Below are 22,378 nucleotides of genomic sequence, written 5' to 3'. Positions count from 1 at the left end.
AAAGACTAGAGGTAAGTTTTAAAATGTGGGGAAAAATTCTCGGTTTCTGTTTTGGTTTTATGTTTGGCAAAATATTTGGTGCCATTTTAGGCTTATACCTAGGCCATATGTTTGATAAAAGCTTAAAAAAAGACTTTGATAAAGCTGGCGGCTTTTCTAACCTTTTTAAAGGCGATGATGTTAACGAACGCCAAGCGTTGTTTTTTTCGAGTTGCTTTGCGGTAATGGGGCATATTGCCAAGTCGAATGGCCGTGTTAGCGAAACCCACATTAAAGCAGCGACGCTGTTTATGGATGAAATGGGCTTAAAAGGCGAAGAGCGCCGTGAAGCGCAGCAGGCATTTCAATCAGGTAAAGATAGCGACTTTTCACTCAAAGATACGGTTTATGATTTTAAAGAACGTTTTGCTAAACGTTATGATTTACTGCAGTTATTTTTAGAAATTCAAATTCAAATGGCGTTTTCTGACGGGGTACTTGCTGCACAAGAAAAGCAATTACTGCAAGAAGTTAGTAAGCAGCTAGGTGTGTCTAAAGCACACTTTGCCTTTGTATTAAAACGTTATCAAGCAGAGTTTAACTTTAGGCAGCAACAACAGCGTTTTAAACAGCAGCAAAGTCAAAGTAGCAGCTACCGCGAAGGTTCAGGACATCATGTACCACCAAGTAATGATATGAACCGTTCGCAGGCATTGGCCTTATTAGGTTTAAATAAAGACGCGTCGCAACGTGATATTAAAGTAGCCTACCGTAAGCTCATGGCTCAGCACCACCCTGATAAACTGGTATCGCAAGGTTTACCTAAGCATATGATGGAAGTGGCAGTTAAAAAAAGCCAAGATATTCAAGCGGCATACGAGTATTTAAAAAAGGCGGCGTAAAAACCCGTCTATTTCTTTGCTTAGCCGCGCATGTTGCTGCGGCGCATCGCGTAATCCAAACAGCTGGCGCTGGCGATAATCAAACTTTGCATTTCGATTAACCCAACGCTGGCGGTTTTTAAGATTCATTAAAATATCATTACTGTCTGTAGCAAAATAAATATCTAACAAAGCAGGGGTGACCAAAGATGTTATTTGGCTTAACTTTGCATTGCGTTTTGTATTAGGAAGGTAACTGCTCAAACTAATGAAGGCGTTTATTTTTGAGTCTGAAAACTCAGCGTAATGCTCCAATAACACCCCAGCACTGGTGCCTTGTGCAATAACAACAATATTCTCAGACTCAATCGCAGCCTTCTGATATAAAGCGTCGTAGCGAGCGAGTAGTTTTAACTTGTAATTGTCTACCACCTCAGTATTTACTTGCTCAACATAGTCAGCATGATGGGGCTGTTTTTGTGTACTGGTGTTTGGCTTAGTATTTGCGTTGGCTGTTTTATTATTTGTGCCCACGGAATCATTTGTCGTTTTTGCTGCATCATCTTGAGCTGCTTGCCAATCAATATCAGGCACTGTCATCGCATAAGAGGTATACCCGTGGTTATTCAGTTCTTTACGTAAAAAGTTCATGCCTGCATTGTTTGTTGGCGTTGATTGCCAGTCAGGAATGAGTATGACTACACCTCTAAAGTTCGCACTCATATATTCACTGTATAAAGTTAAAAACTCAGTATCACCAGCTAAAATAGGCTTTACTTCATCACTTTGGGCTAAGCGAGAGATATCCGCATCAATATTTTTTGAAAAGGGAGGAGGAGCGATATACTCAGCACTCAGCGCTTGAAAACTGATTAACGTACAGCCAAGCACAAGAGTAGTAATAATGACTTTAAACATCTGCGTAATAAACATAATAAGCTTTTAATTTAAATCTTATTTATGTATCGGCGTAGTGCTCTTAAAGTTTAGCTATTTACTGTAAATAGCTAAAAGATTAAACCGTGTTAAAACTCGCTCTCAGCTTCAAAAGTAAGTACTTGCTCCGTTACAGGGTGTTTGAGTTGTAGCATTTGTGCATGTAATTGTAACCGAGGAGCAGCAGCAAGTGCGTCTTTATGGGCGTAGAGGCGATCGCCTAAAATAGGATGGCCTAAGCTTAGCATATGCACGCGCAGCTGATGTGAGCGCCCTGTAATAGGAGTAAGCTCTACACGGGTTGCCTGTGCTTCACGTTCAAGGACTTTAAAATGAGTGAGCGAAGGTTTGCCATTGTCATGATCAACCATTTGCTTAGGACGGTTCGGCCAGTCGCAAATAAGCGGTAAGTCAACGGAGCCTGTTTCAGTTTCAAGTTGTCCGTATACTCGTGCAATGTAACGTTTTGCTGTTTCGCGCTCTTGAAATTGCATACTTAAATGCCGATGAGCGGCTTTGTTCATTGCTAAGCAAAGTATGCCTGAGGTAGCCATATCTAAACGGTGAACAATTTTAGCACTAGGAAAAACACGGTTGACGCGATTTATTAAGCTATCGGCATGTTTTGGGTCTTTACCTGGGACGGTGAGTAATTCGCTAGGCTTATTTACAATAAGTAAATCATCATCTTGAAACAGTATAGTTAAATACGGGCTCATAGGGGGATTGTAGTTAACTAACACGGCAGACCTCAGTGATTTTGAAGTGCGCTATTTTAGTGGAGTGAGGGCAAAGGCTCAAGTAAAAAGCGCGATATAAATATCGCGCTTTTTTCAATGCACACGCTAGTTGATCTTTAACTAACGACTGACAGCTAGATTCTCTAGTGCGAAACCACAATCAAACGAATCGCATCGAGTTTTAACTGCGCTTTTTCAATATGTGCGGTGAGCTCATTGCGTTGTTTATCGTAAAAGGTAATTTCCTCTTGGCGAATGTTTGGATTAATTTGTTTCAGTGCAACTAATCGCTGTTGCTCTTCGCTCAACGATGTTTGCATTTTTGCTAATGACTCGGCACGAATAACATCCAGCTTTTGTTGCGCCATGTCTTTTGCGGTATTGATCATTGGATGAACCGCACTTTGCAATGCACCTGCTAATTTACTTGCTGTTTGACGACCTACCGCAGATAGTTGCTGATTAAAGCCATCAAAACCAACATTTTCACCTAAGTTATTACTGCTCTTATCGAGTAAAATACGAATTGGCGTAGGGGGTAAAAAGCGACCCACTTGCAGGACTTTTGGTGCCATGGCTTCGGCAACAAATATTAGCTCAACAAAAAAGGTGCCTGGTGGTAACTTTTTGTTTTTAAGTAACGCCACCGATGAACTACCAAAATCATCATCACAAATCATATCCATAGTGCCTTGCACCATAGGGTGATCCCAACTAATAAAGTGCACATCTTCCTGAGAAAGCGCGGTATCGCGGTCAAAGGTTACTGTCATACCATCGTCTTTTAGCGATGGGAACGAAGCGTTTAACATGTGCTCAGTGGGCTTTAAAATAATGGTGTTTTCACCTTTATCTTCTTGGCTTACACCAAAGGTGTCGAACACGTTGATCATGTAGCTTGGCAGTTCAAACTGGTTATCGAGCTTTTCAATGTCAGCTACAAGTGAGTCAGCAGCACCTTGTCCCGATGAATGTAGCTCTAGTAAGCGATCTCGACCACTTTCCATTTGTTTGCGTAATACTGCATTTTTCTGTGCTACTTGCTCAAGGAGTGGATCTAGCTCATCTTCATCACAATTATGAGCTGCAATGTACTCAAGTAAATCTTCGCTAAACTCTTTATACAGCAACTGCCCAGTGGTTGATGTGCTTTCAAACGCATCTAAGCCTTCGTTATACCAACGCAGTAGTACTTCTTGTGCTGTGTTTTCAAAGTAAGGCACGTGAATGTTCACATCTTGTGTTTGCCCTATACGGTCTAATCGACCAATACGTTGCTCAAGTAAATCGGGGTTGAGTGGTAAATCAAATAACACTAAGTGATGTGAGAACTGGAAGTTACGACCTTCTGAACCAATTTCTGAACACAGTAATATTTGTGCGTTATCGTATTCATCGGCAAAGAATGCCGCAGCGCGATCACGTTCAATAATCGACATGCCCTCGTGGAACACAGAGGCTTTAATTGCTTCGCGTTCACGTAATATTTGCTCCAAGCTAATTGCTGTTTCGGCTTTAGCACAAATAAGCAGTACTTTTTCACGCTTGAGTGTTTTTAGCGTTTCGATTAGCCAATCTACACGGGGGTCAAATAATCCCCAACTTGCGCTTTCACCTTCAAATTCTTGAAATATTTTTTCAGGGAAAAGTGCACGTTGCGCACTGAGTTCGGCATTTTGAATGCCACTCATATTACCCAGTACGGTCATTGCTGTTTTGTATTGCTTAGGTAATGCCATTGGGTAGGCATGTAATTTACGGCTAGGGTAGCCATCAATGCCACTGCGGCTATTTCTAAATAATATGCGTCCAGTGCCATGGCGATCTAATAACATATTGAGTATTTCTTTGCGTGCAGCAAGGTCGCCTTGTTGGGCTTTTTCAAGGATATCGGTGATATCTGTTTCTTTTAATAGCTCAATTAATGTGCCCTTTGCGCTGTCATCCAGTGCTTGTTCTTGTAATAACTGATTAGCAGCTTCGGCAACGTCTTTGTAGTTTGCTTCTTCTTCTTTAAACACGTCATAGTCGTAAAAACGATCTGGGTCGAGCAGTTGTAAACGAGCAAAATGACTACGATGACCCAGTTGGTCTGGCGTAGCGGTAAGAAGAATTAGCCCTGGAATATCTTGGCTCAGCTCAGCCATACGTTGGTATTCAGCACTGGGTTTATTGTTATTAATGCTTAAATGATGCGCTTCATCGATTACTAATAAATCCCAGTCGGCCAACGTAGCTTGTTCAAACCAGCGTTTTTTCTTGGTTAAAAACTCAAGGCTAGTAAGCACCAATTGCTCGGTATCAAATACATTAGGTGAATCAGCAAACGCTTCGTCGCAGCGTTCTTCATCAAAAATAGAAAAACGTAAATTAAAACGGCGTAGCATTTCTACTAACCATTGGTGTTGTAAGTTCTCAGGCACAACAATAAGTACACGGCTGGCACGACCGGTGATAATTTGTTGATGTAAAATCATGCCCGCTTCGATGGTTTTACCTAAGCCTACTTCATCAGACAGTAATACCCGCGGTGCAAAACGTTTACCGACTTCTTGAGCAATATAAAGCTGATGCGGAATAAGATTAGCGCGTTGACCAATTAAGCCTTTAATAGGTGACTGCTGACGTTCAAACTGATGTAACCAAGTTTGATAGCGCAAAGTATACCGATCAAAACGGTCCACTTGGCCTGCAAATAAGCGGTCTTGCGGTTTATTGAACTTGATAAAGTGATCTAAAAAAGTTTCTTTTAATTGTGCTTTTTCACCGTTATCAACACGTTCACCGTGATAGCACAATAACTCACCCTGTACTTCAATAGACTCAACTTGTAATTCCCACTCCTCAACGCTTCGGATCACATCACCAGGATTAAATGCTACGCGGGTTACCGGAGCTTCTGCAGAAGAATAAACACGGTTTTCACCACTGGCAGGAAATAAAATGCTGACTTGGCGGCCATCAATGGCAACAACGGTGCCCAATCCTAAATCTGACTCTGTGTCACTTATCCAACGCTGACCTAAGGAAAAATTCATGTATGTCTCGTCTATGAAGAAAAAGGCGGCTATGTTACCTGTTAGATAACACCACTGCAAGGCGCTATTTGCCTGACTTTTAATTAATTTTATAAGTATGAATTATTACCAACCCTAAGCGCTCATTAGTGCGTCGATTTTGTGGAAAATTCAAACTAAATGATATTTGTCATAAAACAGACTTTTATGACAAATAGACTAAACTCAAATTATACCTAAGTAATTAATCAAGTTTATTAGTAACCACTGATTAGTTTATTGGGTATAGCATAAAAATCATAAAACGTAAGGAAAGTACTATGGGAAAAGCTTCAAATTTTGATAGTAAAATGTATGTGCTAGATACCAATGTATTACTTCACGAACCCCTCGCGTATTTGTCATTCCAAGAGCACCAAGTTGTTATCCCAATGACCGTATTGGAAGAACTTGATCATATAAAAGATAGAAAACACGATGTGAGCCGCGATGCGCGAGTGGCTATTCGTGGCCTTGATGGGGTGTTGAGTCAGGCAACTCCCGAACAAATGTTACAAGGTGTGGCGCTGCCAAGGAATAAACAAGGCGGATCGACAGGCAGCTTAATTATTGTAAACGACCATTTATTTGCCGATTCTATTTCTGGTTTGCCGGGCAATGAAAACGACCACCGTATTATTAATTGTGCGGTGCATTTACAAAACCAGCACAGCGATAAAAAAGTCATATTAGTAACTAAAGATATTAACATGCGCTTAAAAGCCAAAGGGGCGGGGCTTAAATATGTTGAAGACTATCGTACTGATCAATTAATTGACGATATTGATTTACTCACCAGTGGTCATAAAAAAATTGAGGGCGATTTTTGGCAGCATGTCGGCCAGTGTAATACTGAGCAACACGGACGTGAAACAGTTCATCATATCCCTAAAGATTTAATTCCTGATGTGTTTTGTAATGAATATTTACTTGATGATGGCGATCAGTTTGCCGCTAGAGTTAAATCGTATGATGGTGAGCATATTACCATTAAAGATATTGGTGCAGAGCGATTGATGCATCAAAGTGCATGGGGAATAAAGCCAAAAAATATTTACCAAGCAATGGCTCTTGATGCCTTGCTCGACACGTCTATTGAGCTTGTTATTTTAACCGGCCCTGCGGGATGTGGTAAAACTTTACTGGCACTTGCGTGTGCGCTAGAGATGGTGATTGAAAAAGGTATTTACGACAAAGTCATTGTAACCCGTAATACCCCTGAAATTGCAGAATCAATTGGCTTTTTGCCTGGTACCGAGGAAGAAAAAATGGCGCCTTGGTTGGCTGCCATAACCGATACCTTAGAAGTGCTGCATAAAGGTGATGAAAACCCAATTTCGAGCCGTAATTACATTATGGAAAAAGCCAATATTCAGTTTAAGTCGGTGAACTTTATGCGCGGACGTAGTATTCAAAATGCGGTGGTGATTTTACAACCCCGAATTGGAAAGATTTTAAAGTTTTTACCCCCTTGTTTTTATTGGCCTGTAGAAAAAGTAAAAAGAATTTCTCTAAACATGGATTTTTGTAACGACTTTAAGCATTCCCACAATAGCCAATCTTTACAGAGTATTTGTTATTTGGGATGTAAGTACAACACGCATTCTAGCAACGATGCAAACTTTTGGAGGGCTGCGTCATGAAAAGCTCTGTTGAAAACCGAAACCCTCGTGTTCTTGACACGTCTGCGTTGGTTCATGATCCAAAAAGTATCCTGTCATATCAAGATGATATTTACATCTGCCTAACAGTTCTAGAAGAATTAGATAACTTAAAAGAAAGAACTAACAAATCGGTTAGTGCTGATGCTCGTGTATGTATTCGTATGCTTGAAGATATAATCAATGGGCACAGTGCAGAAGAGATGGAAGCTGGTATTCCACTGCCTTCTACTGAAACAGCTAAACGAGGAAAACTGTTTATTGGAATTGATACCCAGCTCGATATGGCTAAAGAGTTAAAGCACGGTATTGGAAGTGACGCTGACAATAGAATAATTAACTATGCACTGTATCTTCAGAAGGACTTAGATAAAGACGTAGTAATTGTTAGCCGTGACATTAATATGCGCTTGAAAGCTCGAACCGTAGGGGTCATGGCAGAAGACGTTGCCGTAGATAATCAAATATCAGATATTGATCTTTTATACACAGGGGTACAAGCCTTTAAAGGAGATCTTTTTGATCGAATTAAATCAGACAAAGACTTCAAGGTTTCAGGAGAAGTTTATACTTTCCCAATAAGTCTATTTAATGATGAAGTTCAGCCAAACATGTATTGGTACGATGAAGCTGGACACATTGGGCGAATTTCAGAAGTAACAGATACTGAGGTATTCACAAAGTTATTGCCTCGTAAACAAGAAAAAGTATGGGGCATTTTGCCTAAAAATCAGCGTCAGGCAGTAGCTTTAAGCCAATTAACAGATCCATATTATGACTTAAATATCATCCTTGGCCCTGCTGGCTCCGGAAAAACTTTTTTAGCAGTTGCTTCGGCGCTGCATCAAGTATTGGAGTTAAAAAAGTACAAAAAAATCGTTGTGGTGCGCTCCAGAGACTTTATGGACGATGATCCGGGGTTTTTACCCGGTGACCTGACAGAGAAATCAATGCCGTTATTAGCAGGTATAACAGATGCGCTTATATCAATGCATTCAGGTGATAACAATGAAGGTAATATTAGTGCAACTGTTGAGCATGTGATCGAAAAAGCCAATATAGAATTTACTAGTATGGCTTACTTCCGAGGTCGTTCAATAGACGATGCTGTTTTAATCATTGATGAAGCTCAAAACATGACTAGAGCGCAAATTAAGGGCATGTTAAGCCGTGGTGGCAAAAATTGTCGCACAATCGTGTTGGGCAACTTAGCCCAGATTGATGATAAGTTTGTCACACCCGCATCTTCAGGTGCTAGCGCGGCTGTTAACGTGTATAGAAACTATGAAAAAGGCTCAGTATTGATATTTGATGAAGTAGAGCGTAGTAGCTTGGCTGAATTCACTGAAAAGAACATGTAGGCATCAAACTACAATTCACATTTCCTTATAATATTGCGACAATAGCCACTGCTTTTTGCAGTGGCTTTTCAGAGAAGCCCGTTCCCACGAAAACAGGACGAAATGGATTTACTCTGAACTAAAAGATTAAATATTCACAAAAACTGAGTGACATAGGTGCGTGGCCTAGCGTTGCCGTTTTTTGGTGTATTGATGTCTTTTAATAAAGAAGACCTGCTAGTAAATATAAAAAGGCAGGCAAAACGATTATCTAAATTATTAACTATTCCCCTTGGACAAGCCCAAGAAGCCCTAGCTATTTGTCTGTATGACTGTAACAGTTACAGCGATTTACTAGTAAAAATAAAAGCTGAATCCTTTGACAACCCATTGATAGCACTGTCTGCTCTCTCACCAAACTCGGAAATATTTTTAGTAAAAATATTAGCTAGCCACCTAGATAGCATCATTGGAAATTTTGAAAAAAAATTTCCCGGTTCCAATATAAATGAAGAATTAGTCATATCCCTTTTCGGACTTAGCTTTGATGAGTTCAAAGCCAAAATTTCTGACTGATTTTGTACAAATCCGTAAGTTGCCATTTAAAAATTTAGCGATATTATGAGTGAAAGGTTGTGCGGACAGCCTACGCCTACACATGTTTTTCGCCTTGAAAAACGTGAACAGTGAAGCGGAGCATCCGTAAAAATTTGGTTATTTGAACAATAAATAAAGCAATGTGTTGGTAGGCCATTGTTTATTGGAAAGTTGTTTGGAGAACTAAGTGATCTCACTTTATCAATTAAAGAATAAGCTCAATAAACAAGCAAAAGAGTTTGCTGAGTTATTAGAGTTTCCTGATCTTTACGCCCAAGGCCTGTGGGCTAGAGGTGTTTATAACTGCCCTCATTTTTCTGATACCCATAAATATCTCTCTGAAGTATTTGAAAAGAAAAAGCTGGACTCAATTCTAAAGCACGATTCCCTGAAATATTTAATGATCAACGAATACGATGATCAAGAAATTATTGAATCGCTTCATAAAGAAATTGAGTCAATGGCAAACCGTATTGAAAGCCTGATGCTGGTAGATATCGAAACATTAGAGTTAGTTTCAGTGATATACCAAGTTTTAGGGTTGCCTGAAAATGCCAAGTTTATTGTAAATACAGGTGCAGACTTCCGCTTAGAGTGGCGACCATACTTTGATGCCTTTGATGATCCGTTGATAGTTCAATATGCAGATTTAAAAGTTCATGGTTGTTATTTCAGGCTAATCGCTTGCAAGTTTCCGTTTGAAAAGCTTTCCTTGGATGACATTAGAAAATACATGTACATCAATCATGTAAACCATAATGGTGAGTTTGAAGGCTGTATTTCTGAAGGAAATACATTTTCTAAGCATGTGCACTGGCTGGTGTTGACACTTGAATTATTCAGTAGCGGCAAAGTAAATAAGGCTCAGTTCAATCCAACAACCTTCAAAATCGAAGGTATGCGCTATTTGGTATATGGCTTCCCATTGATTCCTTCCTTTGTATCTGATTGGCACAAACCTGATTTATGTCTACGAGTCAAAAATCTAGATGGCGATCAGAAGTTCATTGTTCGTATCGAACAGCAAGATCTTGTTTTTTATGCGAGGCGCGTTGATACCAACTTTTTTAACACAATCGATTATGAAAAATACATTTCGTTGTATCAATCTAGTGTTCTGTCACATTTTGATGCTGACAACAATTTGCTTAAAGTTGATGGGGTTAAATATCTAAGTTTTTTTCGTCCTTTTTCTGTAGAAGATATGAAAGGAGTTCAAGCATGAGACCTAGAGTAAAACTAACCAACGCAAAACTTATCTCAATTCAATCTGATACAGAGGAAAAAGTTGAACGGGTGCTTTACGGCACATTTGCTGACGAAAATGAAAATGGTAAAGAAGGAGATGCTTTATTCACGATAAAGGTTTTGGAAATCAATGGTCTAGAAAGTAAGTGCTTTGGTGTTGACTTTTATATCTTAGATGCTGAATCTAAAGAGTTTGATGTAAATGCATTTGAGTTTAATTTAATGCATGAGTGTATGTATTCTCCTAATGAGTTATTAGAGCTGCGAGATATGCTCCCGGCTAGTTATTAGTAAGGGAATACGTTGGATAGAATATATTTAAAGGATGCCTACATAGTATCTGTTTACGACTATAAAGAATTTGAAAAAATATTTCTTGGCGAGTTTTTATCAGGGGGGGTTATTGAAGATGAAACATTCAGGTTTCGGCCATTTCAGCAAATCGTGACTTCAAAGATTGTTAGCAAATCTGCTGATGAGGATAAGTTAGAAATATACACACATAGTGGGAGTTGTTATGTGATTGATGCTGACCATAAGTTAATTGATATTTCATTTGTTGAACTGGTTGTTATGAGAGCAGGAGCTTATTCGGCAGATCGAGTTTTAGAAATGAGAGAGCAACTTAAGTCTCAAAATAAAAGCCATTGAATAGCGAAGATAAGAAGTCTGATGAGATTATTATTTGTCACTTACCTCTTTGAAAAATTTGACGATAATCAAATATTCATAAATGTTTATACAGCATCAATTGACTTAGTCAAAAATTTGCATTAGTATTAGAGATGTATATTTGTAAGAGAATTTTATGTCTAAAGCATTTTCAAAAGTCTTAGTAATGACGCTTATGCTGGTTGCCTTTGTAGGGCAAGCATTTGCGTATTCTGCTATGCCTTGCGAAATGTCATCAGGTTCTCACGAATCACACATGAACATGAACATGAACATGAACATGGATCATGGTGATATGAATAAAAGCAGTAATGGTCAATCAGAAGATTGTTGTGACGTTGAATGTATTTGTCCTGCAAATGCTTGCTCATCTACGACAGTCCTAAATTCCAGTATTGATTCGACAGATATTCAAATATTCAGTGAATCTGTAGCTGCTCTGCAATCTAAACAACCTCATTCAATTTCCACTTCCCTTTATCGTCCACCAATTTTTGCCTAATACAGGATTAGTGCGTCCAAATTTCTCGCACATGTAATTAATTTTTCTGTTAGTCAATATAGCGTCGTAGCGCTATAGATATTTTCCAGCGATGTCTGGGGGCAAAAATGATCAATAAGTATTTAAAAATAGCAGTAGTAATGCTGCTTTCACCTGCGTTTGCAAACGCCAACGAACATAACCATGCACACAATAACGACGTAACACCTTTGGAGTTAATCGTTTATAAAACCCCTACTTGTGGGTGTTGTAAAAAATGGATAACTCATATTGAAGACAAAGGGATCGTTGCGCATTCCAAAGATTTCCGAAACATCGGCAACATCAAAACTAAGTATGGTATCAAACCTAATTACCGTTCATGCCACACGGCAGTGAGTAGAAATGGATTTGCCTTTGAAGGTCATATACCTGCTAAATTTATTCAGCAGTTCTTATCAGAAGAACATCCCAATGCGATTGGGCTTTCAGTTCCAGCAATGCCAGTTGGCTCTCCCGGTATGGAAGTCGATGACCGCTTTATGCCATACAACGTGTTAATTCTATTTAAAGATGGAACGAGCAAAGTCTATGCAAAAGTTAAGACATACGAGGAGCAATTCTAATGAAATTGAACTCTTCAAACCTTACTTCACTTTCAACTGCATTAATACTCGGCTTATCTGTATTCTCAGCTCAAGCTGAGAAAGTAGTGTCGCTTGAACAAGCTATCACCTTAGCTCAGCAAAATGATCCTTGGCTTCATGGTAGCCGATTGAAACAAAGTGCAGTTGAAAATAGAAGTATTGCTTCAGGTACTTTGCCTGATCCGAAAGTATCGCTAGGGATAATGAATTTACCAACAGATACTTGGGATTTAGATCAGGAAGGAATGACTCAGCTAAAGGTTGGCGTCTCTCAAATGTTTCCGAGAGGCGACAGTCTAGAGATCAAGAAAGACCAGTTACAAATTGAGTCCACGAAATTTCCACTGTTACGAGAGGATCGTAAAGCTAAGTTGAAAAGCCAAGTGTCACAACTTTGGTTAGATGCTTACTTAGCCCAACAAACTATTAAATTGATTGAAGATGATTGGTCTCTCTTTGAGCAGATGGCGGAAGTGGCTAAAGCTAGCTATTCAAACGTTGTTGGTAAAACTAGACAGCAAGATGTTATTCGTGCTCAGTTGGAAATCGTGCAGTTAGATGACAGATTAACTTCGCAAAAGCAGAAACTAGAAACGACAATCGCTCGTCTCAATGAGTGGCTTCATATTTACGATGCGGATCGTTTGAATGAATCATTCAACTTTGACGCGCAACCATTAGAGTTTAGCGTCTCAAAAGAATTGCCTTCGATTCAATTGAATAATCCAACAGTCCTAAAAGCATCTAATTACTCAAGAAATCTATTGGCTCAGGAGCTTTCGAATCACCCAGCCATACTTGCGATTGATATAAAACGCAAAGCTTCAGAAAAAGGAATTGAGTTAGCCAAACAGCAATATGAGCCGCAATGGGGTGTTAATGCTAGTTATGCCTATCGCGACAATATGCCCTCTGGTGATAGCCGAGCTGATTTATTTTCTGTTGGGGTAACGTTTGATTTACCCTTGTTTACCGAGAACAGACAAGATAAGCAAGTTGCAGCTTCTATTGCAGATTCAGAGACTATTAAAACCGAGAAACTATTACTGACAAAGCAAATGATCAGTGTTTTAGAAAAAGAACTAAGACAGCTTAAACGCTTATCAGATAGACAATCTATCTATCAAGAACAACTCCTTAAACAAACTCATGACCAAGCAGAAGCGTCATTGACAGCCTACACAAATGATGATGGCGATTTTGCCGAAGTTGTTCGAGCAAGAATTGCCGAATTAAATACCAGAATATCAGCTTTAAGAATTGATGTTGACGCACTTAAAACAGTTGCTCGTATCAACTATTTCTTTGCGCATTCTCAATCTAACTCAAATGCTGAACATAAGTCGATGCAAACTTCACACAAAACTAATCAGCACTTATCCAGTCAGCAATTTGGAGAAAAATAATGTCAACGAATACAAAAACAATTATTGCCATCATCATTGGGGCAGCACTTGGTGCTGGAGCATTGAGTTTATATCAAGGTACTGGCTCAAACAGTAATAGTAATGAAGCAACATCAGGAGAAAAAAAGCCTCTGTATTGGGTTGCACCGATGGATTCTAATTACCGCCGGGACAAGCCCGGTAAGTCGCCTATGGGGATGGATCTAATTCCAGTGTATGAGGAAGGATCATCTGGTGATGACTTTGGCCCCGGAGCAGTAAAAATTGCGCCTCATGTAGTGAATAACCTTGGGGTTCGCACTGCACCTGTTGAACTGAAAAATATGCATACTGAAATCTCAACGGTAGGTTATGTTCAATATGATGAAGATAAGCTAATTCATATCCACCCACGGGTTGATGGCTGGATTGATAAACTTTACATCAAAGCAGCAGGTAACCCTGTAGAGAAAGGGCAGCCTCTTTATACACTATATTCTCCTCAGTTAGTTAATGCTCAGGAAGAGCTGTTAATAGCGTTAAAGCGCAACAATAGTTCTTTAATTTCAGCAGCCAAAGATCGCCTAAAAGCGTTACAGCTTTCAGCAGACTTTGTTCAAAAGCTAGAAAAGACACGAAAGGTTCAGCAAACAATTACCTTTTATTCACCACAAGCAGGTGTTGTCGATGGTTTGAAGGTTAGAGAAGGTTTTTATGTAAAGCCGGGAAACACCTTATTAAGCATTGGCCAGCTAGATCAAGTTTGGGTTGAAGCAGAAGTGTTTGAACGTGACGCAGCCTTAATTAAAAAAGGACTTCCTGTATCAATGACACTGGATTATTTACCCGGTGAGGACTGGGCTGGTGTCGTTGATTATGTTTATCCAACATTGAACAGTAAAACACGCACACTCCGAGTGAGATTGAAATTTGATAACACAGACTATCAATTAAAACCAAATATGTTTGCACAAGTCTCTATTCACGCTAATCAAGCTGATAGCACCATCCTCGTGCCTAAAGAAGCCGTTATTAGAACAGGTAAACAGGACAGAGTAGTACTTGCGTTAGGTGATGGGCAATTTAAATCTATTGAAGTGACTATTGGCCGGGTTGATATCGACAGCATCGAAATATTAGACGGCTTAAATGAAGATGACGTTGTGGTGACATCTGCCCAATTCTTGATTGATTCTGAATCAAGTAAAAGCTCTGACTTTAAACGAATGACTCATGATGAAGTGCCTAACTCTGTTTGGATGCAAGGGGATGTTAATAGTGTTATGGCAGGGCACCGCATGGTTAATATTTCACATGGCCCTGCTGAAGCTTGGGATTGGCCTGAAATGGTTATGGATTTTACTGTGGCTGAAAAAGTCGATATTGACTCATTAAAGTCAGGTCAATCTTTGCACTTTGAAGTGAGCAAAACCGAAGACGGTGGATATGAAATTACTGGAATTCATATCATGAGTGAGCCTGAAGTATCATCAGCAACAGTATCTGGTTTGATTAATGCGATTGATATTGATACACGGATTCTAAATATTAGCAGAGGCCCAATAGAGAAATGGGATAGACCTGCTGCGACGATGGATTTTATCGTCGCGGACAATATAGAAATGGTTGATTTCAATGTCGGTGATAATGTCACTTTCACTTTTGAGGTTAGAGATGACTTAGTTATCACTGACATTTCTCTTGAATCAGATGAACAACACGGCAAGGAAAATAAAGCTGCTGTTGATCATTCTAATCATTAAGTGGGAGAAAAATAATGATTGAATCAATTATTAGATGGTCTATCGGCAATCGTTTCTTTGTTTTGTTGATTACCTTAATTATCGCGTTTGGTGGTTTGTATTCATTACAAAAAACACCAGTAGATGCACTCCCCGATCTTTCTGATGTGCAGGTGATAATTAAGACGAGCTATCCGGGACAGGCACCACAAGTAGTGCAGGATCAAGTGACATTTCCTCTTACTACAGCGATGTTATCAGTGCCGGGGGCGCAAACTGTTCGTGGTTACTCATTTTTTGGTGATTCCTACGTCTACATTATTTTTGATGACGATACTGATTTGTATTGGGCTAGAAGCAGAGTACTTGAATACTTAAGCCAAGTAGCATCAAGCCTGCCTGATTCGGCAAAACCTCAATTAGGACCTGATGCAACAGGTGTGGGTTGGGTATACATTTACGCTTTAACAGATAAGTCTGGAAACCATGATCTAAGCCAATTAAGAAGCATTCAAGACTGGTTCTTAAAGTATGAACTACAAACTGTTCCGGGCGTGTCCGAAGTTGCCGCCGTTGGTGGTATGGTTAAGCAGTATCAAGTGCAAGTAGATCCTGATAAATTGAGAGCTTACGATATTCCTCTAAGTTTAATACAAATAGCCTTACAAAAAGGGAACAAAGAAACTGGCGCATCCGTTGTGGAAATGGCTGAAGCTGAATATATGGTTACCGCAACGGGGTATATTCAATCAGTTAGTGATATAGAGAAAATCCCACTTGGTATTAACGAACAAGGCACGCCATTGCGTATTGGTGATGTTGCTACCGTTAATTTAGGGCCTCAAATGCGCCGTGGTATCGCAGAGCTTAATGGTGAAGGCGAAGTTGTTGGTGGTGTTGTCGTTATGCGCTTTGGTGAAAACGCTCAACAAACCATAAACGGGGTAAAAGAAAAACTTGAATCGCTTAAATCTTCTCTACCAGAGGGGGTGGAGATTGTCCCTGTTTATGACAGATCGAAGTTAATAGATCGTGCTGTTGATAATCTTTGGAGCAAGTTGCTAGAGGAGCTTGCAGTCGTTGCTATTGTCTGTGTGGCTTTCCTATTTCATCTTCGCTCATCTATTGTGGCAGTTGTTACTCTGCCATTAGGTATCTTGGTGTCGTTCATTATCATGTATATGCAAGGCATCAATGCCAACATTATGTCTTTAGGCGGTATCGCTATTGCGATTGGTGCGATGACTGATGGTGCAATAGTGATGATTGAAAATATGCACAAGCATATGGAGAAAACACCACTAACAGATGAAAATCGCTGGCAAATTGTTGCTAAGGCTGCGAGTGAAGTAGGCCCTGCACTATTTTTTAGCTTACTGATCATTACAGTCTCATTCTTACCTGTATTTATCTTGGAAGCGCAAGAAGGAAGAATGTTCTCTCCGCTCGCCTATACAAAAACCTATGCAATGGCGGCATCAGCAGGTTTGGCGATCACATTGGTGCCTGTTTTGATGGGCTACTTTATTCGAGGCAAAGTTGTTTCTGAAAAGAAAAACCCGTTAAACCGATTATTGATTGCTATCTACATGCCTGTTTTAAAGCAAGTCATGAAGTTTCCAAAATCGACAATAGTAGCAGCAATATTAGTGACTATCGTTGGCTTTTGGCCTGTCGATAAAATTGGTAGTGAATTCATTCCGCCATTGGATGAAGGCGATCTCATGTATATGCCTACTACCTATCCCGGTATTTCAATTGGTAAAGCAAGGGAGTTATTGCAGCAAACAGACAAGCTTATTCGCACTGTGCCAGAAGTTGAAACTGTATTTGGTAAAGTAGGAAGAGCTGAAACTGCAACCGATCCTGCACCTTTAACCATGATTGAAACCTTTATTCAATTGAAGCCACGAGAGCAGTGGCGAGAGGGTGTGACTACTGAATCGTTAAAAGCTGAGTTTGATAAATTGGTTAAGTTTCCGGGCTTAACGAATGCTTGGGTTATGCCAATCAAGACCCGAATCGACATGTTAGCAACAGGCATAAAAACGCCTGTGGGTATTAAAGTCGCCGGACCAGAGCTTGATGTGATTCAGGAAATCGGCCAACAAATAGAGCAAATTTTACCCGAAGTTACAGGCACAGCATCAGTTTACTCAGAGCGAGTTGCAGGTGGACGATATATCAAGGTTGATATTTCACGCGATAAGGCAAGTCGCTTTGGGTTAAACATCGAAGATGTTCAACAAGTGGTTTCTACAGCTATTGGTGGTATGAACGTTACCCAAACGGTAGAAGGTCAAGAGCGTTACCCTGTTAACTTACGCTATCCGCAAGACTATCGAGACTCTCCTGAGCAGCTATCACGATTACCTGTTGTAACACCAAGTGGTCAACGCATTGCACTAGGTGATGTCGCAGATATTCGAGTTGAGAACGGTCCGCCGGGAATTAAGAGTGAAAATGCTCGTTTAAATGGCTGGACGTTTATCGATATAGACGGTGTTGACGTAGGTACTTATGTTGAAAGTGCAAAAATACACTTGGCTAATAATCTAAAACTACCAGCAGGTTATTCAATTACTTGGGCTGGGCAATACGAATATATGGAAAGAGCGAAAGAAAAGCTCACCTATGTATTGCCTTTAACACTCGCCATTATTGTTATTCTACTTTACTTAAACTTCAGAGCGTTTAGTGAGGTGGCTATCATTATCGTTACCTTGCCGATGGCGATGATTGGTGGCTTATGGTTGATGTATCTGGAAGGGTTTAACTTCTCTGTGGCTGTTGGCGTGGGCTTTATTGCTCTAGCTGGGGTAGCGGTTGAGATTGGTGTGATAATGTTGGTCTATCTCAATCAGGCACTTGCTGAGCTTAAGGAAAAAGCTGAAGAGCGAGCTGAACCTATCTCTGATGATGCATATCAAGATGCATTATTGCACGGTGCAGGCTTACGAGTTCGTCCAGTAATGATGACAGTTGCAACAATCATTATCGGCTTGATGCCCATTTTATATGGTACAGGAACAGGTTCGGAGATTATGAGTCGTATTGCTGCACCTATGGTAGGCGGAATGACAAGTGCTGTGCTACTCACTCTTATTGTGCTCCCAGTAATTTACTCAATCGTTAAAAAGCCAGAATTAAACGCCTTTAACAAGGAGCTTTCTAAGGCGGAGCTAAAAAGTAATGCTTAGCACGGCTAGAAAATATCACAAATGGCTAATGGCATTTGTCGGAATACAATTCCTCTTCTGGTCTATTACAGGCGTGTATATGGTGACTATGGATATTCACTATATACACGGCGAAACCTTGGCTAAGAGTGAGGAAGCCAAAATAGATTTAGCAAGTATGGATTACTCCATTGTAAAGCTAGCTGCGGATTATCCTAAAGCTAGCCAAGTTACACTTACTCAAAGTATGGGCCGTCCTTTGTATTCTTTTATTAATGGAGAAAATGGAAAAGTAGCAATAGATGCTAAAACTGGAGCTGTTCAGGCACTTGTAGATGAAATCAAGGCTAAAGAAATCGCACAATACCATTATGCGCTGAATCATCAAATCGACAGCGTAAGGTTGATTAAGTCAGCGACAAACTTGCCTGCTGAGTTGTCCCCAAGGCATTTACCTGTTTGGAGAGTGACGTTTGAGCAATTCTCCACACCGACATTTTATATAAGTCAACAAACAGGATCACTTGTTGCCAAGCGTCATGATTACTGGCGATTGTTTGATTGGATGTGGCGGTTCCACATTATGGATTACTATGATGGAGAAAACGTATCTAACTGGTTTTTGTTCTTGGTCGCAACTCTAGGTCTAATGGGAGCAATTACTGGCGCAGTATTGACTTATTACCGAGTGCTTTCCCCAAATAAAAAGGGAGTCATTTGATGCGACTATTTAAGTTAAATACAACGATACACAAGTGGCTTTCTTTATTTGTTGGTTTACAACTGCTTATTTGGTTGGGAACGGGCCTTTACTTCAATTTGATGGATCACAGTAAAGCCAGTGGTAATGAACTTAAAGTTCATTCTCATCATGAAGGTAGCATTACAGGCTTTGACCTATTCCCTATTAAAGACATTACTAGTAATGCTCCGCAGGAAGTAAACCTTATATGGGTTTTACATCAGCCTTACTATCATTTTGTGTTCGATAAGGGGCAGCATAGCTATCAAGAACGCCACTCAAAGCTATTTGATGCTGTAACAGGAAAGCCATTTAATTTGTCTGAAGAACAAGTACTAACTTTGGCAAAAAACTCCTACTCAGGACAGGGTAAGTTAACTACTCCAGTGTTATCTCAACCTCCGTTTTCTGATCACGTAAGGCAGCAAAATCCTATGTGGCAAGTTGCCGTTGAGGATGAGAACAATACAACTATTTATTTAGATAGTATTACAGGTCAAGTACTTCGCCATGCCAATGATGATTTCAGATTGAAAGATCTGATGATGAAGCTTCACTTTATGGACTATGGCAATTCTGGAGGATTTAACCATTGGTTGATCATTGCATTTGCTTTTGCAACGCTATTCCTTTCAATTACTGGTGTTACTTGGCTGATACAACAGTATCGAAGTGGTTTACTGAAGCTAGGTTGGGGCACTAACAGGCAAAAAGTGGCAGTGACGTTTTCCAATGAAAATACTATTACTGACATCTCAGCAGTTGGTCGCTCAACTGTACTAGAAGGGCTAGCTAGTTCACATGTATACCTTCCTTCAGGTTGCGGTGGTGGCGGTACTTGTGGCAAATGCGTGTTCTTAAGTTCAACTAAATTACCTATCACACTATCTGAACAGGAACATTTATCTCAGGAGCAACTTAAGGAAGGTTATCGGCTTGGATGTCAGCATAGGTTCTCTGAAATTAGTTCGATTGAAGTTAATACTGATCGCAATATTGAAAATCATGAGCTAGTTGTGGTTGCGACTAATTTCATTACTCCTTTTATCAAGGAAGTGAAATTTAAGCTGAAATCAGGCAAACAGTTGGCATTTAAAGCTGGTGCATATATGCAATTTGATGTGCCAGCAGGGATGAATAGCTTACGTCCAGATGATATGCCAGAGTGCTATGAAAAATACTGGGATAGCTACTATCATGGAAAATTTTCTCATAACGGTGTAACTCGCCACTACTCATTAGTTAACTTTGACGAGGAGTCTGATGAGTTAATGTTTAATATCCGTTGGCAGACCGCAAAGAATGGTTTTAAAGCAGGAATAGGTTCAAGTTATTTAGGTTCACTCCAAGTAGGTGAAACGATAACTGCAAAAGGCCCTTTTTCTGATTTTTATGCCACTTCAAATAAAAAAGTTAGTCGCGTGTTTATTGGTGCGGGTTCAGGACTTGCACCACTGAGGTCTATTATTTTTGAACAGTTGAAAAAGCATAAAGATAAAAGTGGTTTGACTCTTATCTATGGTGCGCGAACTGAAGATGACTTGCTATACCATAATGAATTGAAGTCACTGAGTGAGAAGCATAAAAACTTCTCTTATATTCCTACTCTTTCTAATCCTTCAGAAGAATGGCAAGGGCACTCAGGCTATGTTCAAAAAGTACTTCTGCCGTATATGAACCAAAAATCAGAACTGCTTTTGGCTGAGTTTTACTTGTGCGGTCCAGAAGCAATGATGAGTGAAGTGGAAAAAATAATTACAGATGCTGGGATTCCAAGTAATAAAATTTTCAAAGATAAATTTAGTCGTTAATCCATTAAATAAATAGAGGTATATATGAAAACATTAATTAAATTTTTAACCGTAATCAGTGTCGTTTTTAGTAGTGCGGTATTTGCGCATGTGCATCTTGAAAAAAGTGTGCCTGCTGATAATGCAATGCTAATGAATCCTCCAGAAGAGTTAACTTTGGTGTTCACCAAAGAGGTACGGGTTGTAAAAGTTTCATTGGCCAATAAACAAGGCGAAGAATTTAAATTTGGATTCGAGCCTTCTAAAGTCGCTACTAGCAAATTTACATGGAAACTACCTAAATTAGCTCCTGCAAACTATGCTGTGGATGTAACCTTCTTAGGTAACGATGGTCATAAAATGAAACATAGCTTCGGCTTTATGGTTCACTAAAATAGGCGGTGTGATTGATATGGAAATGTATATCTGGAATACAGTCATTGTACTGTCAAAAATTGTATTTTACGTCGGCTTTGCCTGTATTGCTGGTTATACATTTTTCAGGCAAATATTTGAGAATAATGAATCTCATACTAATGCTGTAATAGCGAATTTAACGTGGACAAGAACTTATATAGTTATGGCTTTGATCGCTAATATTACTTGGTTCTTTGCCAGTACTGGTGCAATGGCAGAAGAGGGAATTCAGGGGGCGATAGACGCTGATATATTGGCTATTATGTGGGACTCCTCTGTCGGCACTGGAGCTTTGCTTCGAGCGCTTGGGCTAGTTACCGCAATAATCGCTTTAGCTTTAAGGTTCAAACTCGCTGTGAACTCGTACTTAAAACAAAGCGCTTTAATGTTGAGTTTATTAATCCTTGCATACTCATTCACGTTACTGGGTCATATTTCTGAGTTAGGCACAATTGAAAAAGGCTTGCTTATTTTGCATGTGCTCGTTATGGCATGGTGGTTTGGGGCGTTATTGCCACTAAAACAGGCTTGCCATCAGCTAAGTTATGCAGAACTTCATTTGCTGATGGAAAGCTTTGGCAAACAAGCAAGTTTTACATTGAGCCTATTGTTGGTAGCAGGCCTCTGGCTCGTGATTCAATTGGTCGGAAGTCTTGATGCACTAATAAGCTCAAGTTACGGACAAACACTGTTGTTTAAATTGGCCCTTGTAGTGTCTATTTTGGCACTTGCTGCTAAACATAAACTAATACTCGTTCCACAACTTAAAAATAGTCAAGGCAGAGAGGCTTTATCTAAATCTATCTCGATAGAAATGGTAGTAGCTTTTGCCATTTTATCTGTAACGGCTGGGCTTACTAGTGTTGTTGGCCCTGCAAATTAAAA

The 22,378-nt window shown here is 39.8% G+C and carries 19 protein-coding genes; 16 read left to right on the top strand and 3 right to left on the bottom strand.

Features of this window, described 5'->3' with window-relative positions; translation table 11 throughout:
- Positions 1–23: 23 nt before the first annotated feature.
- Complete coding sequence (gene djlA, locus PSM_RS13040; RefSeq protein ID WP_008113211.1) at positions 24–881, top strand: co-chaperone DjlA; 858 nt, start codon at positions 24–26, stop codon at positions 879–881.
- Here the strand turns inward: djlA and PSM_RS13035 are convergent.
- From PSM_RS13035 to rapA, 3 genes are all read right to left on the bottom strand, one after another.
- Positions 864–1,793 (bottom strand): DUF3530 family protein, encoded by a 930-nt coding sequence (locus PSM_RS13035; protein WP_013465897.1) that lies wholly within the window; start codon positions 1,791–1,793, stop codon positions 864–866. The two genes, djlA and PSM_RS13035, sit on opposite strands and share 18 nt — an antisense overlap.
- A 92-nt stretch (positions 1,794–1,885) precedes the next feature.
- Entirely contained in the window at positions 1,886–2,539 is a 654-nt protein-coding gene (gene rluA / locus PSM_RS13030; RefSeq protein ID WP_028835629.1) for a bifunctional tRNA pseudouridine(32) synthase/23S rRNA pseudouridine(746) synthase RluA, read from the bottom strand.
- A gap of 140 nt (positions 2,540–2,679) precedes the next feature.
- Positions 2,680–5,574, bottom strand: coding sequence for an RNA polymerase-associated protein RapA (rapA, locus tag PSM_RS13025; protein ID WP_013465895.1), 2,895 nt, complete (start codon positions 5,572–5,574; stop codon positions 2,680–2,682).
- A 299-nt stretch (positions 5,575–5,873) separates the two neighbouring features.
- Between rapA and PSM_RS13020 the strand changes: the two genes are divergently transcribed.
- From PSM_RS13020 to PSM_RS12950, 15 genes are all read left to right on the top strand, one after another.
- On the top strand, positions 5,874–7,235 hold the full coding sequence (locus PSM_RS13020; protein WP_013465894.1) for a PhoH family protein: 1,362 nt from the start codon (positions 5,874–5,876) through the stop codon (positions 7,233–7,235).
- Positions 7,232–8,614 (top strand): PhoH family protein, encoded by a 1,383-nt coding sequence (locus PSM_RS13015; protein ID WP_008464132.1) that lies wholly within the window; start codon positions 7,232–7,234, stop codon positions 8,612–8,614. The genes PSM_RS13020 and PSM_RS13015 overlap by 4 nt, the downstream gene beginning before the upstream one ends.
- 192 nt (positions 8,615–8,806) lie before the next feature.
- Positions 8,807–9,169, top strand: a complete 363-nt coding sequence (locus PSM_RS13010) for a hypothetical protein (protein WP_024595179.1) — start codon at positions 8,807–8,809, stop codon at positions 9,167–9,169.
- A 208-nt stretch (positions 9,170–9,377) separates the two neighbouring features.
- On the top strand, positions 9,378–10,415 hold the full coding sequence (locus PSM_RS13005) for a hypothetical protein (protein ID WP_013465892.1): 1,038 nt from the start codon (positions 9,378–9,380) through the stop codon (positions 10,413–10,415).
- Complete coding sequence (locus tag PSM_RS13000) at positions 10,412–10,729, top strand: hypothetical protein (RefSeq protein WP_008109627.1); 318 nt, start codon at positions 10,412–10,414, stop codon at positions 10,727–10,729. The genes PSM_RS13005 and PSM_RS13000 overlap by 4 nt, the downstream gene beginning before the upstream one ends.
- Before the next feature lie 12 nt (positions 10,730–10,741).
- Positions 10,742–11,089 (top strand): hypothetical protein, encoded by a 348-nt coding sequence (locus PSM_RS12995; RefSeq protein WP_016899198.1) that lies wholly within the window; start codon positions 10,742–10,744, stop codon positions 11,087–11,089.
- A gap of 157 nt (positions 11,090–11,246) precedes the next feature.
- Positions 11,247–11,612 carry a hypothetical protein gene (locus PSM_RS12990; protein WP_010558035.1) on the top strand — a complete coding sequence of 122 codons (366 nt, stop codon included), beginning with the start codon at positions 11,247–11,249 and terminating at the stop codon, positions 11,610–11,612.
- A gap of 107 nt (positions 11,613–11,719) precedes the next feature.
- On the top strand, positions 11,720–12,217 hold the full coding sequence (locus PSM_RS12985; protein ID WP_004589252.1) for a DUF411 domain-containing protein: 498 nt from the start codon (positions 11,720–11,722) through the stop codon (positions 12,215–12,217).
- A complete protein-coding gene (locus tag PSM_RS12980; protein WP_004589253.1) occupies positions 12,217–13,644 on the top strand; it encodes a TolC family protein in 1,428 nt (475 codons plus the stop codon). The genes PSM_RS12985 and PSM_RS12980 overlap by 1 nt, the downstream gene beginning before the upstream one ends.
- On the top strand, positions 13,644–15,386 hold the full coding sequence (locus PSM_RS12975) for an efflux RND transporter periplasmic adaptor subunit (RefSeq protein ID WP_004589254.1): 1,743 nt from the start codon (positions 13,644–13,646) through the stop codon (positions 15,384–15,386). The genes PSM_RS12980 and PSM_RS12975 overlap by 1 nt, the downstream gene beginning before the upstream one ends.
- A gap of 14 nt (positions 15,387–15,400) precedes the next feature.
- A complete protein-coding gene (locus tag PSM_RS12970; RefSeq protein WP_004589255.1) occupies positions 15,401–18,565 on the top strand; it encodes an efflux RND transporter permease subunit in 3,165 nt (1,054 codons plus the stop codon).
- A gap of 88 nt (positions 18,566–18,653) precedes the next feature.
- On the top strand, positions 18,654–19,265 hold the full coding sequence (locus PSM_RS12965; RefSeq protein WP_232311327.1) for a PepSY domain-containing protein: 612 nt from the start codon (positions 18,654–18,656) through the stop codon (positions 19,263–19,265).
- Positions 19,265–21,097 carry a 2Fe-2S iron-sulfur cluster-binding protein gene (locus tag PSM_RS12960; protein ID WP_013465891.1) on the top strand — a complete coding sequence of 611 codons (1,833 nt, stop codon included), beginning with the start codon at positions 19,265–19,267 and terminating at the stop codon, positions 21,095–21,097. The genes PSM_RS12965 and PSM_RS12960 overlap by 1 nt, the downstream gene beginning before the upstream one ends.
- 24 nt (positions 21,098–21,121) lie before the next feature.
- Positions 21,122–21,469: a copper resistance CopC family protein gene (locus PSM_RS12955; protein ID WP_004589258.1), complete on the top strand. Its 348-nt coding sequence runs from the start codon at positions 21,122–21,124 to the stop codon at positions 21,467–21,469.
- 19 nt (positions 21,470–21,488) lie between these two features.
- Positions 21,489–22,376 carry a copper resistance D family protein gene (locus tag PSM_RS12950; protein WP_024596191.1) on the top strand — a complete coding sequence of 296 codons (888 nt, stop codon included), beginning with the start codon at positions 21,489–21,491 and terminating at the stop codon, positions 22,374–22,376.
- The last annotated feature ends 2 nt before the right edge of the window (positions 22,377–22,378 follow it).

It is taken from the genome of Pseudoalteromonas sp. SM9913 (genome assembly GCF_000184065.1).
Taxonomy (GTDB): domain Bacteria; phylum Pseudomonadota; class Gammaproteobacteria; order Enterobacterales; family Alteromonadaceae; genus Pseudoalteromonas; species Pseudoalteromonas tetraodonis.
This window is presented reverse-complemented; position numbering and strand designations above follow the sequence as displayed.

Coding starts and splice junctions, on each gene's coding strand:
- PSM_RS12985 (WP_004589252.1), top strand. CDS start 11,720: ATGATCAATAAGTATTTAAAAATAGCAGTAGTAATGCTGCTTTCACCT.
- PSM_RS12975 (WP_004589254.1), top strand. CDS start 13,644: ATGTCAACGAATACAAAAACAATTATTGCCATCATCATTGGGGCAGCA.
- rapA (WP_013465895.1), bottom strand. CDS start 5,574: ATGAATTTTTCCTTAGGTCAGCGTTGGATAAGTGACACAGAGTCAGAT.
- PSM_RS13015 (WP_008464132.1), top strand. CDS start 7,232: ATGAAAAGCTCTGTTGAAAACCGAAACCCTCGTGTTCTTGACACGTCT.
- PSM_RS12980 (WP_004589253.1), top strand. CDS start 12,217: ATGAAATTGAACTCTTCAAACCTTACTTCACTTTCAACTGCATTAATA.
- PSM_RS12970 (WP_004589255.1), top strand. CDS start 15,401: ATGATTGAATCAATTATTAGATGGTCTATCGGCAATCGTTTCTTTGTT.
- PSM_RS13020 (WP_013465894.1), top strand. CDS start 5,874: ATGGGAAAAGCTTCAAATTTTGATAGTAAAATGTATGTGCTAGATACC.
- PSM_RS13035 (WP_013465897.1), bottom strand. CDS start 1,793: ATGTTTATTACGCAGATGTTTAAAGTCATTATTACTACTCTTGTGCTT.
- PSM_RS12950 (WP_024596191.1), top strand. CDS start 21,489: ATGGAAATGTATATCTGGAATACAGTCATTGTACTGTCAAAAATTGTA.
- PSM_RS12990 (WP_010558035.1), top strand. CDS start 11,247: ATGTCTAAAGCATTTTCAAAAGTCTTAGTAATGACGCTTATGCTGGTT.
- djlA (WP_008113211.1), top strand. CDS start 24: ATGTGGGGAAAAATTCTCGGTTTCTGTTTTGGTTTTATGTTTGGCAAA.
- PSM_RS12955 (WP_004589258.1), top strand. CDS start 21,122: ATGAAAACATTAATTAAATTTTTAACCGTAATCAGTGTCGTTTTTAGT.
- PSM_RS12965 (WP_232311327.1), top strand. CDS start 18,654: ATGGATATTCACTATATACACGGCGAAACCTTGGCTAAGAGTGAGGAA.
- PSM_RS12960 (WP_013465891.1), top strand. CDS start 19,265: ATGCGACTATTTAAGTTAAATACAACGATACACAAGTGGCTTTCTTTA.
- PSM_RS13010 (WP_024595179.1), top strand. CDS start 8,807: ATGTCTTTTAATAAAGAAGACCTGCTAGTAAATATAAAAAGGCAGGCA.
- PSM_RS13000 (WP_008109627.1), top strand. CDS start 10,412: ATGAGACCTAGAGTAAAACTAACCAACGCAAAACTTATCTCAATTCAA.